Annotated in this window: 14 protein-coding genes; 1 reads left to right on the plus strand and 13 read right to left on the minus strand. The window is 41.5% G+C overall.

The window, feature by feature from the left end; all coding sequences use genetic code 11:
- Nucleotides 1–43: 43 nt before the first annotated feature.
- Both TV75_RS03690 and TV75_RS03695 read right to left on the minus strand, forming a co-directional pair.
- Nucleotides 44–664 (minus strand): DedA family protein, encoded by a 621-nt coding sequence (locus TV75_RS03690; protein ID WP_044337305.1) that lies wholly within the window; start codon nucleotides 662–664, stop codon nucleotides 44–46.
- A 117-nt stretch (nucleotides 665–781) separates the two neighbouring features.
- Entirely contained in the window at nucleotides 782–1,600 is an 819-nt protein-coding gene (locus tag TV75_RS03695; RefSeq protein WP_052504414.1) for a hypothetical protein, read from the minus strand.
- A gap of 131 nt (nucleotides 1,601–1,731) precedes the next feature.
- Here TV75_RS03695 and TV75_RS03700 point away from each other — a divergent pair, with 131 nt between their 5' ends.
- A complete protein-coding gene (locus tag TV75_RS03700) occupies nucleotides 1,732–2,658 on the plus strand; it encodes a VanW family protein (RefSeq protein WP_052504415.1) in 927 nt (308 codons plus the stop codon).
- Nucleotides 2,659–2,704: 46 nt separating this feature from the next.
- Here TV75_RS03700 and TV75_RS03705 read toward each other — a convergent pair whose 3' ends face one another.
- From TV75_RS03705 to TV75_RS03755, 11 genes are all read right to left on the minus strand, one after another.
- Entirely contained in the window at nucleotides 2,705–3,073 is a 369-nt protein-coding gene (locus tag TV75_RS03705) for a VOC family protein (RefSeq protein ID WP_044337306.1), read from the minus strand.
- Between the two features lie 99 nt (nucleotides 3,074–3,172).
- The gene (locus tag TV75_RS03710; RefSeq protein WP_044337307.1) at nucleotides 3,173–4,528 is read right to left on the minus strand and encodes an aspartate aminotransferase family protein; all 1,356 of its coding nucleotides are present in this window, start codon (nucleotides 4,526–4,528) and stop codon (nucleotides 3,173–3,175) included.
- Between the two features lie 21 nt (nucleotides 4,529–4,549).
- The gene (locus tag TV75_RS03715; RefSeq protein ID WP_044337308.1) at nucleotides 4,550–6,016 is read right to left on the minus strand and encodes a CoA-acylating methylmalonate-semialdehyde dehydrogenase; all 1,467 of its coding nucleotides are present in this window, start codon (nucleotides 6,014–6,016) and stop codon (nucleotides 4,550–4,552) included.
- Between the two features lie 148 nt (nucleotides 6,017–6,164).
- Nucleotides 6,165–7,766, minus strand: coding sequence for a PucR family transcriptional regulator (locus tag TV75_RS03720; RefSeq protein ID WP_044337310.1), 1,602 nt, complete (start codon nucleotides 7,764–7,766; stop codon nucleotides 6,165–6,167).
- Nucleotides 7,767–7,855: 89 nt separating this feature from the next.
- Nucleotides 7,856–8,041 (minus strand): hypothetical protein, encoded by a 186-nt coding sequence (locus tag TV75_RS03725; protein ID WP_044337311.1) that lies wholly within the window; start codon nucleotides 8,039–8,041, stop codon nucleotides 7,856–7,858.
- A gap of 21 nt (nucleotides 8,042–8,062) precedes the next feature.
- Nucleotides 8,063–8,266: a hypothetical protein gene (locus TV75_RS03730; RefSeq protein ID WP_044337312.1), complete on the minus strand. Its 204-nt coding sequence runs from the start codon at nucleotides 8,264–8,266 to the stop codon at nucleotides 8,063–8,065.
- A gap of 84 nt (nucleotides 8,267–8,350) precedes the next feature.
- Complete coding sequence (locus tag TV75_RS03735; RefSeq protein ID WP_044337313.1) at nucleotides 8,351–9,820, minus strand: NCS1 family transporter; 1,470 nt, start codon at nucleotides 9,818–9,820, stop codon at nucleotides 8,351–8,353.
- A 131-nt stretch (nucleotides 9,821–9,951) separates the two neighbouring features.
- Nucleotides 9,952–11,379 (minus strand): dihydropyrimidinase, encoded by a 1,428-nt coding sequence (gene hydA, locus TV75_RS03740; RefSeq protein ID WP_044337314.1) that lies wholly within the window; start codon nucleotides 11,377–11,379, stop codon nucleotides 9,952–9,954.
- Between the two features lie 11 nt (nucleotides 11,380–11,390).
- Complete coding sequence (preA, locus tag TV75_RS03745; RefSeq protein ID WP_044337315.1) at nucleotides 11,391–12,680, minus strand: NAD-dependent dihydropyrimidine dehydrogenase subunit PreA; 1,290 nt, start codon at nucleotides 12,678–12,680, stop codon at nucleotides 11,391–11,393.
- Between the two features lie 23 nt (nucleotides 12,681–12,703).
- Entirely contained in the window at nucleotides 12,704–14,059 is a 1,356-nt protein-coding gene (locus TV75_RS03750; protein ID WP_044337316.1) for an NAD(P)-dependent oxidoreductase, read from the minus strand.
- Between the two features lie 92 nt (nucleotides 14,060–14,151).
- Nucleotides 14,152–15,042: a nitrilase-related carbon-nitrogen hydrolase gene (locus TV75_RS03755; RefSeq protein ID WP_044337317.1), complete on the minus strand. Its 891-nt coding sequence runs from the start codon at nucleotides 15,040–15,042 to the stop codon at nucleotides 14,152–14,154.
- Nucleotides 15,043–15,413: the final 371 nt, after the last annotated feature.

The following is a 15,413-nucleotide window of genomic DNA, read 5'->3' on the forward strand; positions in this document are numbered from 1 at the left end:
AAAAAAATCCGCTTCCCTGAGCAGGAGCGAATCGATGTCTTGTTTATTCGGCTTGTTTTGCTATGCTTGGCTCATCGTCCAAACAGCCCGTGTTTTTAGCCTTATGATTGAAAAAGTATTTATATGTTAAGAAACCAAGCAACAGTATAGCCCCTCCGATGAGTAGATAGGTTTGGATGTTACTCATCAAAGACTGTACATATTTGAGGTTTCCATTCTTGCCGACTATTAACATTGTGAAGGTAATTGGAAATATTCCGATGAATGTTAATGCGCCAAACTTCCATTTGTTTACTTTACTAATACCTGCAACATAAGAGATATAGTTACCAATGCCAAGCGGTCTCGTGATGGCAATGCTCCACAACCCACATTTACGAAACCATTTCTGACCTTTAGCCATTTTCTTTGAGTTGGTTTTTTCTTTGATTTTATCTTTTAATTTATAGCCAATTCCATAAGGGATGTAACTAAATACCGTATAGATCAAACTGCTTGTGAATGCTAAAATGATCAGCTTGCCCCAAGATGGATCTAAAAGGTAACCATATGTCAGCGTCACGAGAGCTCCAGGAAATGGCAAGGATGACGCTTCAATTGCATTTCCGGCGAATAACCCCCACATTCCAAGCTCCTTTATTAAACTGATTACAAAATCAAACATCGGTGTGTTCCCTCCACGATTCATTTATATACCCTTTTCCCTATTTTGCATTTTAAAAACGCTCATAAAGGATAAGAATTCATCCACTGGAGGGAAATAATGTATTGGAATTGATCGTTACTTCATTTCCTTAAGAAATGAATGACCCTCTATTTTCCATTGATCCTCAATCGCATCTTTCCGAATGATGAATTGAACGTTATTTTCTTCTTGAGATTGATCCGAACGTATCCATTTCACTCTAACCTTAAGCTCCATCCCAACAAGTGCAGGTAAATCCTCTACAGGAAGTAGTGATCTCTGAGTAACATCCATATGTTTCACTCCCTCAAGGGTTTCCTCTAGGGTCCCATTATTTCCAAATATCACTTGTGAAAGTAGCTTTTCATCATGCTGATTAATCGCAATCTCCAAAACGCTGATCAACTCATAGGGGTCTAATTTGTATAGAAACTCATCCAGTTTTCCACCTGCTTTCAAAATCATGACCTTATGAGCTAAATCAGGGGTTGGCGTCTTATGAGTCGTACTCCCGTAAAAATGAACGCAGAAATGTCCCGGAAAGTTATTTTGGAGGGCACCGGCTCCATGTGGCATGCCGTTCATCGAGGCTGATATTAACTGATCATGTACCATAACGAGTATCGCACGACGGTCCCAGCTCCATTTACCTCCATATATGGATTTCATGATTTTCGTGTCTTTTTCTGTAACGGGTTGTACATCCGCATGTTTGCTTCCCGCTCTTCTTTGTACTTTGAATGAAAGACCTGTTTCTACATCAATGATCGTAAAATAGGATTGATTAGGAATGATGTCTTTAACTTGATCCCATGGAAGTATTTCTATAGAAAAACTAGGCATTGCCTCTGCAGGTTTAGCACCGCAGAGAAAGAATAATGACAAAACCATCATGAATCTGATTAGATAAAGCATGTACGAAACCTCTTTTTTTTCTTAGTTTTTAATCCTGCCAGCAAATACATAACCATCAATTTTTGGCAATTTGGATTTAACATGAAAGGATGCCTTTCTACCGATACTACATATGAAAGGGAGGATACATGATGCTTTTGATTAAGCTTAGTACAATAGGTCTTCTGATGTTCCCGGCGATGAATGGTCAAGATCAATTACATATACAAATTCAAGACGATGCGTCAATTTCTATAGACCGAAATACATTAAATGTACCATTGGTCGATGAACCATTAATAAACGAAAAAAGATATGAGGAACTAGTTTCAAAAGTGCAAAATAGGGTTTATAATCCACCCCAGAATGCTTATATCAATGAGAATAATCAGATTGTAACAGAAAAAGCAGGATACAAACTTCATGAAAGAAGATTTCGGGACCTGGTTCATTCCTTCCTTTTTTCCAAAGGGTCAATTAATACGCAAGCCCCCCTCATGACACTGCATCCTAAAGTCGATAGTGAAGTCCTGTCCCAAATACGAACGCAACTTATTGGGAGGTACGTCACCTATTTTAATAAGCATAATGAGGAACGTTCTCAGAATATTGCCCTAGCAACCGAAGAAATCAATAATACGGTTGTGTTTCCTGGAGAAGTGTTCTCTTTTAATGGAGTGGTTGGAAAACGAACGAAAGAAAAAGGATATAAAAAAGCTCCCGTGATTGTAAAAGGGGAACTATCAGAAGATATTGGGGGAGGGATTTGTCAGGTTTCTTCTACTTTATTCAACGCGGTTGACCAGGCAGGTGTAAAAATATTAGAAAGGTATCATCATTCAAAGAGGGTTCCTTATGTGCCTCAGGGTAGAGATGCTACTGTTAGTTGGTATGGGCCTGACTTCACGTTTAGAAACGCTTATAATCAGCCGCTGCTCATCCGTGCAAAAGTAATTGGTGGACAAGTCGTCATTTCGATTTATTCTTCCGATCTTATCAATGTGAAAAAAAGGAAAGTTCCCAGCGCTTCACAAGAATTATCTACGGAGAAAGATGTGGATAAATCTATTCAAGAATAGGGTACTTAATGAAAATGCACCTCCAAGCCAAGAGGTGCATTCCTTGTTATCTGTATTCTAAAAATTCAATTCGATTTCCAAATGGATCAGAGACGAAAAAGCGATCTCTACCGTTTATCGGTGTATCTTCTTTTATCTTAATGCCTTTCTCCATCAGGGTATGCCTAAGTGCAGCTAAATCTGTAACAAGTAAACCCGGGTGCGCTTTTGTCGCTGGTACAAAATCATTTTGTACCCCCACATGAATTTCTTGAGGTCCATATTGGAACCAACAACCGCCTCTCCCTTGTAGGTTTTCAGGTTTGGGTATTTCTTTCAGACCAAGAATTTCACCAAAGAACTTTCTAGCTTCCCCTTCGCAGCCATTAGGAGCTGCAAACTGAATATGGTCAATACCTCTATAAATGATGCTCATTAAGTGTCATCTCCCCTTTGAATCTTACCCATTCATTTTACCTTAAATTTAAATATATGAAAAAAAGGAAACACCTGCATAACAGATGTTTCCCTGGAATTATTTAAGCTGTCGGATTCCATCCATAACGGTTGATAATAACAGATCCAAATCTTCTTCCTCAATGTTTAATGGAGGTGATAATGTTAGCACATTATTGTAACCGGCAACCGTTGCACCATTTTTCCCGATGATTACCCCTTTTTGCTTACAGTACCCAATCACTCCATTGACCATAGAAACATCTAAAGGTTCTTTTGTATCTTTATTGCTTACCATTTCTATTCCAATCAGCAGACCTTTCCCTCTCACATTTCCAACATATTGATGATCCTGCAAATGATTTTTCAAGGTGTTTAATGCTTTTTCACCCAAATCAGCGGAACGTTCGAACAGCTTCTCCCGCTCCATAATTTCAATGTTTTTCAAGGCAAGGGCACATGCTGCGGGGTTTCCACCGAATGTATTAATATGACGGAAGTATTCATACTCCTCAGACCCTTTAAATGCTTCATATATCTCACGCTTCACTGCTGTTGCAGACAGTGGGAGATACGCGCTGGTAATCCCCTTAGCCATCGTAATGATATCTGGTTTTACATCATAATTCATGAATCCAAAAGGCTTGCCCGTTCGTCCAAACCCGCATATCACTTCATCGACAATCATGAGTGCACCATGCTTCTCACAAACTTCTTTCGCCGCTTTCATGTATTCATCTTGTGGAACGAGTATCCCCCCGCCTGTGATGATCGGTTCCATGATTAACGCAGCCACAGTTTCACTTAATTCCCAGGTCATGGCTTGATCGATCGCCTTTACCCCAGGAAGTTCATGTGTACCCTTCCCAAGTGCTTCGTCGCGATAAGCATCAGGGGGGGCAACATGGATAAATCCCGGTGCCAGCGGTTCATATTTATATTTACGCTGAGCTTGACCTGTCGCGGCAAGGGCCCCCATGGAATTTCCATGATATCCTCTATATCTGGAAAAAATTTTGTACCGTCCGTGTTCCCCTTTTTGCTGGTGATACTGCCTTGCAATCTTAAAGGCGGTTTCATTGGCTTCTGATCCACTGTTAGAAAAGAAAATGACATAGTCATCACCAAGTAATTGATTTAATTTCTCCGCAAGCTCAATGGCCGGCTGATGACTTTGTGTTAGTGGGAAATAAGCCATTTTCTTAAGCTGCTCATAGGCAGCATCTGCTAATTCCTGTCGACCGTACCCTACATTTACACACCAAAGCCCTGCCATGCCATCCAAGAATCTTTGACCATCCTTATCTGTGACCCAGGATCCGCTGGCCTCTGTAACGACCATTGTTCCATCAGGATTGTATGGTTTCATGGAATGCCAAATGAGCTTTTCATCATTCTTTAACCATACATCTTGAGATTGACCTGCTTTCACCATGAAAGTTCCCCCTAACTCTGATTAAAAATCAAATCGAGAAGTGATCATTTTCTTCTTAGTATAGAAATTTACTCCGTCTTTACCGTTTACATGCATATCCCCATAGAAAGAATCCTTCCACCCTGAAAATGGGAAGAACGCCATTGTCGCAGGAACACCAACGTTAATACCCAGCATTCCAGCGTCTGCCTCTTCTCTGAACTGTCGGACAGCCTTTGCATCTTTCGTGTAAATCGTAGCACCATTTCCATATCTTGATTGACGAATATAATCAAGTCCTTCATCCAAATCCCTGGCTCTCAGCAAACTGAGGATAGGGGCAAACATTTCTTCTTTCGCAATGGTCATATCCGGTGAAACATGGTCGAAGATCGTTGCACCCAAAAAGTTTCCTTCCTTGAAGTCATCCATTTCTTTACGCCCATCTCGCAAGAGGGATGCACCTTCCTGCAGTCCTTTGTCAATATACCCCAGTGTCTTCTCTCGATGTTCTTTTCGAATGACGGGAGTGAGAAGCACTTCATCGTCCATCCCATTACCAATACATAATTCATCTGCTTTTTTACTTAAAGCTTTAACGAACGGTTCATTATCCCCTACAACCACTACGGCACTGCACGCCATACATCGCTGGCCCGCACTGCCAAACGCTGAACTGATAATATGCTCAGCTGCTTTATTCATATCTGCATCAGGCATGACTACATGATGATTCTTCGCCCCGGATAAGGCCTGCACCCTTTTTCCATGAGAGGCAGCCTGTTGGTACACATATTTAGCCACTGGCTGAGACCCGACAAAGGATATGGCTGCAATATCTTTATGCTCGATCAACCCATTTACGACATCATGTGCACCATGCACGACATTTAGTACACCATCGGGCATTCCTGCATCTGTTAATAACTCTGCAAGCCTATTGGCTAAAATCGGGGTTCTTTCAGATGGTTTCAGTACGAAAGTATTTCCACACGCAATTGCTAGCGGGAACATCCATAGTGGCACCATCATCGGGAAGTTAAAAGGAGTGATCCCCCCCACTACACCAAGTGGATAACGGAACATTTCAGAATCTATATCCTCTGCAATGCCACTCAGAGTTTCACCCATCATTAAAGTCGGAGCCCCACAAGCGAATTCCACGCACTCAAGCCCCCGCTGTACTTCTCCATAAGCCTCTTTAAATGATTTACCATTTTCCTGTACAACGAGCTTAGCTAATTCCTCATGATTATCAGAAAGTAAAGAATGGTATTTATATAGAATTCGGGCACGCTTTGGAACAGGTGTCTTCTTCCAGGTTTGAGATGCTTGTTTAGCTGCTTTCACAGCCATCGCAACGTCTTCTTTAGTAGATATTGGTACTCTTGCAATCTCTTCATTTGTAGCAGGGTTCACGACTTCTAATGTATGTGAGCTAAGAGAATCAACCCATTTACCATCAATATAATTCTTTAATACAGCTACATCTTTTTTAATGATCGTCATATTCAGTTCCTCCTTATTTTTTATCGCTATTCTTCTAAGAGGTGTAGAACCTGTCGTATAGTTTATAGTTTCATTATGAAAGATATTGGTAATGCTTTCATTAGACAATGTGTAAAAGAAGCTGGCTTATCGATTTGACATTTTACAATTATTTAATCTTCGACTTTTTCAAAGAGCTTAGGGGTTGCAGATAATCATGGGCAGCAAGGAGAAACTCGATGGCCACACGTTTATCAGAGGTCATGAAATCATCTCCAAGTAAATCTTCAATTTTTTTGAGGCGATGGTAGAGTGTTTGTCTTACAATAAATAGTTGTTTCGATGTTTCCTGTTTTGATCCCTGACATGCAAGGAAAACCTTCAACGTCTTCAATAGACTGCCATCATGTTTACGATCATATTCCAGGAGCGGAGTGAGGTACTCTTCGATCATCTCCCACAGATTAACATTGTTGTTAACGATTGAAATCAGCCTGTATAAATGCAAATCATCAAAGAAAAAATACGCTTTTGAAACATCCACCTTTGATTGAAACATAAGACTATCTCTGGCAGTTTCATAGCTCTTGTGAATTTCCATCATCTCCAGTTGGTATTTGCCAGTTGCAAATACTGTTTGTGAAGAATCTTTAAAGAAATCAGACTGAAGAATCTTTTCGTAGGCAGTGGTGACTCTCGATTTCCAATCTCCTGTCCTCCTTGTGTCCAGAAGAATGAAAATGAGATCATTCCCTACTCTTTCGGGTAACACACGAAAACCCTGTTGTTCAAAAATACTTCTGATGACAAGGTTAAAAAAAGTAAAATCAATCGGCTCTTGTTCGTTCAGCCTATTCGTCTGGCAAATACAGACGACTCCACCATTGACCTGTACTTTTAAGTCGGCTAAAAATGAGGAAAGTTTCTCATAGGACTGTTCTCCTTTTAGCCAACAGGTAATCCATTTGGAGTCTTCTAACCGCTTTTGCTCGTTAAAATACAATTCTCTCATTAAATACTGGGCTAACGCCGTTGAAGTTCTGTCCAGTATGAGAAGCTCGTATTCACTAAAAGGATGATCGCTTCTGTATATACATAACTCTGCGTATTCCTGGTCAAATAGAATAACTTTTGAGGAGGCAAAATGGTGATTAAGGGATTCTTTATGATTGTGATAACATTTTCTTATTCTCTCTTCATCCGGTGAGCACATAAGTGGATAGATTTCTACCTCTTGTTCTTTCAACTGAAATAGTACAGGTACAGTAAGCTCCTTATGTAAAACCTGAAGGATCTCCCTGAAGTGATTAACGCCGAGCAGCCTTCTGTTTAACTCCTGTGCATACGAATCCAGTTTTTTTATCATGTCGTATTGCTGATTGATGAGTACGGAGTGAATATCCTGAGTAATACTAACGAACGGAACTTCCCTTTCGAACACGATAATAGGAAAATTAAATGTATCAGCACACTTTAATACAGAAATCGGAATCGTGGAAATATTTGTATCAAGTTCAATGCAAATGGCTGCTGCTTCACTCTCGATTAACTGTTGAAGGAGTGAAAGAAAGGTCTCTTCCTTCTGTAAAGCGATTCCTGTAGAAAGAATCAGTTCATTTCCGTTAAGAAGATTTTTTATCGATGTTACTTCGACTACATGGACCCACTTCACCTGGCGGCTGAGACCATTATGCCCAGCAATCACTTTAGCATGTTCAAAGTATTTTCTTTCCAGAATATCTTCTACTGAAAAATAGTAATTACTTTTCATACATCTCTCCTTCGGGTTTGCCTTAAGTAAAATGGAGAAAAAGGATTGGAGGGACCAATCCTTCATTTTTCTTCTATTCTTCTATTCTTCTATTCTTCTATACGGGGAATTGCAAACTGAATCTCTTCACTCCACCATTTCATTAATTCCTCTTCTGATAAATGTTGTGAAGACAAGACGCCTAACACCCAATCGATTAACTCATCAGACGTTTGCAGATTTCCAGGAAAGAGTGTCAGTTCCTTTCCCTCAAGCGGACCATTCACGTCACTCATCCAAGGCTCCCCTTTCAACGATTAGTTTTGAAGTAATAGATTTGAAAAATATTTCCGGGCATTTGCTGTTTTCACATGAAGAGTGGCACTTCTTTTGTTTTCGGTATGTTTAAAAAGAACAAATGCTCCACTTAGATTTTCTGTTACTTTCTCAATTTTGAATCCTTTTTGAATGAGAAAGTCAATCTTATCCCTCTCACTTAAGAACTCTTGATAATCAGACATGACGACACCCTTTCTTGATCTCTCTACTCTAAAAGATTTGCGACTTTGTGTTTCCGCACCGTTGATTACTGTTGAAAAGCGGTTTTAAGAAAAACTCGTGCCTGTTGGAGATTCTTCGATGACAACTTCTTCTTCCACTTCAATTTCCCAATCACGTCCGACAGACAAACCAAGATATTTCTCATCACTGGGATCCAGCAGCTCTGCCTGCTCGTATTTCTTGAACCACCAGAATTTAGCCAATACATAATAGCAAAGAGCTCCAACGCCGAAGCCGACCAAAAATGAAAAGTTTGGAACGTAATAGGAAGCAACTCCTCCAATAATCCATGAGAAGAACCCTGCAAGATTCACTCCTTTCATATATTTGAATTGTCCTTTGTCTTCATATAATGCTGGTACATTGACTCTTCGTTTTCTGATTAAGTAATAGTCTGAAATCAAAATTCCTACGATGGCTGACAAAATGCCTCCTACGAAAAGTAGAACTGGAATGATTACTCCAAAAAGGTTCCATGGTTGTACGATCGTACCCACAATACCAGCAGTGATGACCCCTGCCCAGAACGGGAATTTTGGCCCCCCGACATTAGAGAATATTGTTGCAGCCGGAACGATATTCGCAGCAATATTAGTTGACCATTGAGCCAGGACGATCATGAGTAGGAGTACACCTAAAACGAACCCACTCGCTGCTTCCTGAAGGGCTACTACGGGATCATAATTTAATACGGCAATATATGAAATCCCACCAATTAACACCATAAATGATTGAGTGATAGGGAGAGCTACAAGATTCCCGATTAACGAGCTTTTGTTCCTCTTAAACCAATTCCGCTCATTTTTTGGAGCTTTCATGAATCTGGAAATGGACGGAATATCCGCAGATAATGTGGCCCAAAATCCCATATTACTAAAGATGACTACGAGAAAAGCCGTAAACGTGGCAGCACCTGTTACCGGACTTTCAACCCAGCTCCAAATGTCTCTGCCTTGAGAAGCCGCTGAATCGGATAGGGAAGAATACATCCATACAGAAATTAGAATGATGACCGGTGCGGCAAGGTCTGCGAATCTTTCCACAGCTTTGATTCCAAGTGCAGTATTTACTAATTGAAGGACAGCAAAAATCAAGAAACACACAAACCAATTATCAAAAGCAAATAAAATATTTAAAATACCATTCATCGCTGTTGCACCAAAGTAAGTGTTTATTCCAAACCACATTGATGCAGCCAGACCACGAACTACAGAGGGAATATGGGTTCCCAGCGTTCCAAAAGGTGCCCTCATATAAACCGGAAATGATACCCCATGCTCAATCCCGATATCTCCGGTCAATGTAATAAACAGACCGATCGCAAGAGACCCAATAATGGTGGCAAGCACAACAAGAGGCAGGGGTAGGGATACGACCCCTGCTCCCCCAATGGCGAAGGTTGCAAGGACTACAACCATTCCAACCCACATAAATGAATAGCCAAGCTTGGTGATTTTTCTTTCGCTCTCTTTAATCGGTAATAAATCAGGAGACTTTAAATAACTTCTTTTCATCTTGAACACCCCTTATTTGTTTGCATCGGATGGCAAAACCAAATCTTTGACAAGAGTGGCCGGAGGAAGACAGTCTCTCCTCCTCGGGCAGGAGTTGTTCTACAGTTAAGATGCATTATTTTCTAAAGTTTTTAAGAATTAGAGGATTGAAGTGCTTCACTCTCTTCACTTGAAAGAAGCTTACCGTATTTTGCTCTCTTAATATACTTTCCGGTTCCCAGCTTACCGACGAACTGTTTGTCTTTAATGACATATTCACCTCTGGATAATACCGAAACAGGTTCACCTTTTATCTTCATGCCTTCAAAGGGGTTATAATCTGCTGCCATATGATGAGTTTCAGCGCTTATCACTCTCTCAGCACTTGGATCGAAAATGACTACATCAGCATCAGAACCTACTGCAATGGTTCCTTTCTGAGGATAAAGACCAAACAGCTTTGCGCTGCGCGTAGACATGATATCAACAAACTGGTTTAAGCTGATACGCCCTTTCTCAACTCCTTCTGAGAATAATATGGATACACGGTCCTCAATAATCGGTCCGCCATTTGGGATTTTAGTGAAATCATCTTTCCCAAGGTCCTTTTGCCCCCTGAAATCAAATGAGCATTGATCAGACCCCAAGGTTTGTAGTTGACCACTTTTCAAGGCATTCCAGAGAACATCTTGATGCCACTTCTCACGAAGGGGCGGCGACCAGACGTATTTTGCTCCCTCAAAATTCGGACGTTCTAAATAGGTTTGATCGAGCACAAGGTACTGAGGACATGTTTCTCCCCAAACATTCAATCCTTTACTTCTTGCTGCTGAAATCTGTTCAACGGCATCAGAGCAAGAAACATGCACAACATATAATTGGGAATCTGCCAATCCGGTTAGTTTAGCCGCCCGGCCAGTCGCTTCCCCCTCCAGTTCAGGAGGTCTAGTCAATGCGTGATAAATTGGTTCCGTTTTCCCTTCCTCCAAAGCCTTTTCTGTTAAATACTCAATAACGTCGCCATTCTCGGCATGTACCATTACGAGCGCCCCTAATTCCTTCGCGGCTATCAAGGTTCTAAAAAGCGTTTCATCGTCTGCCTGGAATACATTTTTATATGCCATAAATACTTTGAATGATGTAATCCCCTCTTTATCCATAACCTCAGGAAGCTGTGATAGAACATCTTGATTGATTTCCCCGATCATTAAATGGAAACTATAATCGATGACTGCTTTATCTTTAGACTTCGCATGCCATGTATCAATTGCACTTTGAAGGGGTTCCCCCTTATTAGTCAGGCAGAAATCAATGAGTGTCGTCGTTCCACCAAATGCTGCTGCGATAGTTCCACTCTCGAAATCGTCCTTTGAAACCGTTCCCCCAAAGGGCATTTCCAGATGAGTATGGGGATCGATCCCTCCAGGGAAAATGTACTTTCCTATGGCGTCAATTACTTCTGCATTGCTGGTATCAAACCCTTTACCTATGGCTGCGATCTCCCCATTTTGTATAAGTACATCCGCTTTATATGTGTCTGTTGCGGTAACAATGGTTCCATTTTGAATAATTTTATTCATTTCCGTACCTCCTAAAATTTCGCCGCATTTACTTTTGCGCCGGATAGATTCCCCACTACCGCTTGACGTTCATTCCATGTCATTGGCATATGGCCACTTGGAACCTCTATCATGTCAATAGCCCCATCAACCGGACATACAATCGAACATAAATTACACCCGACACAATCTTCTTCACGTACTTTTAGATAGCTGTTTCCATTGGGGTCCTTCAGCATGTCAATGCATTGATGAGACGTATCTTCACAAGCAATATGACACTTATTACAGTTAATACAAACATCCGTATTGATTTTTGCCACAACACTATAATTAAGATCAAGATTTCCCCAATCAGAAAATTTAGGTACTGATTTCCCTACGATGTCCTGGACTGAAGAGATTCCTTTTTCATCTAAATAATTATTTAAGCCATCAAGCATATCCTCGACAATTCTAAAACCGTGATGCATAGCAGCAGTGCAGACCTGAACTCCGGATGCTCCCATAAGCATAAATTCGACGGCATCCTGCCAATTGGATACTCCTCCCATTCCTGAGATCGGAACGTTGATACGTGGATTTCTGGCACATTCGGCAACCATATTCAATGAAATTGGCTTAACTGCAGGTCCGCAATAACCTCCATGAGCACCTTTTCCGCCTACATGAGGAATGGTATTCCAGGAGTCCAAATCAACACCTGCTAAACTGTTGATTGTATTGATCATACTTACTGCATCCGCTCCACCCCGGACAGCCGCTTCAGCTGTGACGGTAATATCTGTAATGTTTGGTGTAAGTTTTACTATTACAGGTGTCCTGGCCACCTCCTTCGCCCAGTAGGTTTGTTTCTCCACTAGTTCAGGTACCTGACCGGACGCAGATCCCATTCCACGTTCAGCCATTCCGTGTGGACATCCGAAATTAAGCTCAAGGCCATCAACACCGACATCTTCAACCTTCTTTACAATTTCATGCCACTTTTCCTGTTTGGGCTCTACCATTAAAGAAGCAATGATGGCATGATTCGGAAATCGTTTTTTCGTTTCGTATATCTCCTTCAGATTCACTTCTAATGGACGATCTGTAATAAGTTCTATATTATTAAATCCGGCTACCCTTTGACCGTTGAAGCTTACCGCTGCGAACCTTGAGGAAACGTTTATTATGGGCTCCCCCAGAGTCTTCCATACCGCTCCGCCCCAACCTGCTTCGAATGCTCTCTGGACCTGGTAACCTGAATTCGTTGGTGGCGCGGACGCTAACCAAAAAGGATTAGGTGATTTTATTCCTGCTAAATCAATGCTTAAATTTGCCATGAGTTTCCCCCCCTGGGACAATCTTAATTCACTTGGACCTTAGCCAATTGTGCATGTAGGTGATAAGCGGCAAGTTTGCCTTGCTCTGCTGCCGTAACGACCATCGCCTCTCCTACTCCCTTACCAAAGACAACGTCTCCACAAGCGAAAATCTTTGGATCGGAAGTTTGGAAGGTGTCTCGATTCACTTGTACAACACCGCCTGAATGCTCCAGTCCGAATTGTTCAATAAGCGATAGATGACGAGTTTGGCCAATCGCCTTAATGACTGCGTCCACCGGAAGCACAAACTGTGAGCCTTTGACAGGAATCGGACGCCTTCTTCCATCCTCATCAGGCTCTCCCAACTCCATCTTGATGCATTCGATTCCCGTTACTTTACCCTCTTCATTTCCTATAATTCGCTGAGGTGCCGTCAGCCACCGGAATTCTACTCCATCCTGCTTTGCAAATTCGTATTCAAAATCATAGGCCGTCATTTCTTCTTGTGTTCGTCGGTACAAGATTTTCACATTTCCTGCCCCTAAGCGGACAGAACAGGTAGCTCCATCGATGGCTGTATTTCCCGCCCCGATCACCACCACTTTCTTGCCTACATAGTCTTTCGTCAGCTTGCCACTTTTCGTTGCCTTAACAAATTCAATGGCGTCATGAACCCCTTTTAAATCTTCTCCTTCGATTCTTAAATCAGGAACATGGGACATACCTGCTGCCAGGATGACAAAATCATGATTCTGTATGATTTCATCTGCAGATATGTCTTGACCTACTTTCACGTTGGTTCGAATATCGACTTTCAATTTCTTTACCTGCTCCACTTCCCAGAAGGATACGCTCTGGGGAAGGCGGAAAGATACGATCCCATAAGTATTCAAGCCCCCTGCTTCTTTTTCCGCTTCATAAATAGTCACTTCATAACCGAAGCGTGCGAGTTCTCTTGCCGCAGATAGGCCGGCAGGCCCCCCTCCGATAATCCCTACTCTGATCCCGTTTGGCGCACCTGCTTCAAATAGCACAGTGTCGTTATGTCTTGCCCAATCTGTTGCATATCGCTGCAGGTCTCCAATCATGATTGGCTTGGTAGAATGATTCAGTACACAGGCCCCTTCACACAGCTCTTCTGTAGGACAGACACGTGAGCAGCTCGCACCCACAGGATTTGCAGACATGATTGTTTTTGCCGATCCTTTCAAGTTCCCGGATGCAATCTTTTTAATAAATGAAGGTATATCAATGCTTGTGGGACAAGCCGTTATGCACGGAGCATCATAACAATACAAACATCGATTCGCTTCCTCCACTGCTTCCCTCTTTGTCAATCCCTCATGGGCTTCGAGAAAATTCTTCTCAAGATTGAGTAACGAAAGTGTGTTAGACAAACTGACTTCCCCCTATCCATTTCCTATTATTTTCCATGAACTATTAAACACACCATGGCTGACAATGATGGTCCACCGTCAGCCTCAATCTATTAAGGAAGTAAAGCCGTCATATCGTTATAAGTTTCAGGTCTTCGATCCCGATAGAACTGCCATGTATCCCGAACTTCACGTAATAGCTTCTTATTCATTTCACCAATAATGACCTCATCACTATCTCTGCTCCCAATGGAAACAAAGCTGCCTCTCGGATCTACTAAATAGGACTGTCCGTAAAATTCACCCATATTCCAAGGACCCTCAAAACCAACACGATTAATAGCTCCTAAGTAGTAGCCGTTTGCCACCGCATGGGCTGGCTGCTCAAGCTTCCATAAGTATTCAGATAAACCAGCCACGGTTGCAGATGGATTGAACACAATTTCCGCCCCTTTTAAACCTAATAAGCGGGCACCTTCCGGGAAGTGACGGTCATAGCAAATATACACTCCTACCTTTGCATAAGCAGTATCGAATACCGGATATCCAAGGTTGCCGGGTTTAAAGTAATATTTCTCCCAGAATCCGTAACCTTCCTCTCCAACCCCAACATGAGGAATATGCTGCTTTCGATATTTTCCGAGATAGGATCCATCTGCATCGATGACCGCTGCCGTATTATAGTAAGTAGCTATTCCTTCTCTCTCATAGATTGGTAGAACGATGACGACACTCAGCTCTTTGGCTAACGCCTGGAACTGTTTTGTTGTGGGTCCATTTGGTATTTCTTCAGCAGAGTCATACCATTTTGGATTTTGTTCGGAGCAAAAGTAAGGACCATAGAAGATTTCTTGTAAACAAATGATTTGAGCTCCCTTTTTTGCCGCGTCACGGACCAGTTCCACATGTTTTTTGATCGCTTGCTCTTTATGGACGTCTACCCCTTCACTTCCATCGACATCATGAGAAGCTTGAATAAGTCCAATTTTCACCAAGTCTGACACTTCAATACCCCCTACACAATTAGATTTTATAAAAATAGTAAGCGCTTTCATTGTTTTTTGCTCCATTGTTTCACACTTACTAGATTTCACTGGCTGAAATTAAAGTCTGAATTTTAAATATTTTCACTTTATTTTAACTCGTACATTTTCAGAATGCACTATACATTCTGTAACACTAACTTCCTGTGTTATTTGTCACTATGTACATTCTTAAAACAGATTGATCCTGTTGTCCGTTTCTCTTAAGGTAGCATACTTATTTTACGAAATTTGTAGAATAATTTGTTATAATCTTTTAAAAATTCAGTTTTCATTCGACAAAAACATCAGCCTTCCCTTTGGATTCATTCAATCTTATTCCCGAGAGTCTA

Origin of the sequence: Rossellomorea aquimaris (assembly GCF_000935355.1) — a bacterium.
GTDB classification, from domain to species: Bacteria; Bacillota; Bacilli; order Bacillales; family Bacillaceae_B; genus Rossellomorea; species Rossellomorea aquimaris_B.

Coding starts and splice junctions, on each gene's coding strand:
- TV75_RS03690 (WP_044337305.1), bottom strand. CDS start 664: ATGTTTGATTTTGTAATCAGTTTAATAAAGGAGCTTGGAATGTGGGGG.
- TV75_RS03695 (WP_052504414.1), bottom strand. CDS start 1,600: ATGCTTTATCTAATCAGATTCATGATGGTTTTGTCATTATTCTTTCTC.
- TV75_RS03700 (WP_052504415.1), top strand. CDS start 1,732: ATGCTTTTGATTAAGCTTAGTACAATAGGTCTTCTGATGTTCCCGGCG.
- TV75_RS03705 (WP_044337306.1), bottom strand. CDS start 3,073: ATGAGCATCATTTATAGAGGTATTGACCATATTCAGTTTGCAGCTCCT.
- TV75_RS03710 (WP_044337307.1), bottom strand. CDS start 4,528: ATGGTGAAAGCAGGTCAATCTCAAGATGTATGGTTAAAGAATGATGAA.
- TV75_RS03715 (WP_044337308.1), bottom strand. CDS start 6,016: ATGACGATCATTAAAAAAGATGTAGCTGTATTAAAGAATTATATTGAT.
- TV75_RS03720 (WP_044337310.1), bottom strand. CDS start 7,766: ATGAAAAGTAATTACTATTTTTCAGTAGAAGATATTCTGGAAAGAAAA.
- TV75_RS03725 (WP_044337311.1), bottom strand. CDS start 8,041: ATGAGTGACGTGAATGGTCCGCTTGAGGGAAAGGAACTGACACTCTTT.
- TV75_RS03730 (WP_044337312.1), bottom strand. CDS start 8,266: ATGTCTGATTATCAAGAGTTCTTAAGTGAGAGGGATAAGATTGACTTT.
- TV75_RS03735 (WP_044337313.1), bottom strand. CDS start 9,820: ATGAAAAGAAGTTATTTAAAGTCTCCTGATTTATTACCGATTAAAGAG.
- hydA (WP_044337314.1), bottom strand. CDS start 11,379: ATGAATAAAATTATTCAAAATGGAACCATTGTTACCGCAACAGACACA.
- preA (WP_044337315.1), bottom strand. CDS start 12,680: ATGGCAAATTTAAGCATTGATTTAGCAGGAATAAAATCACCTAATCCT.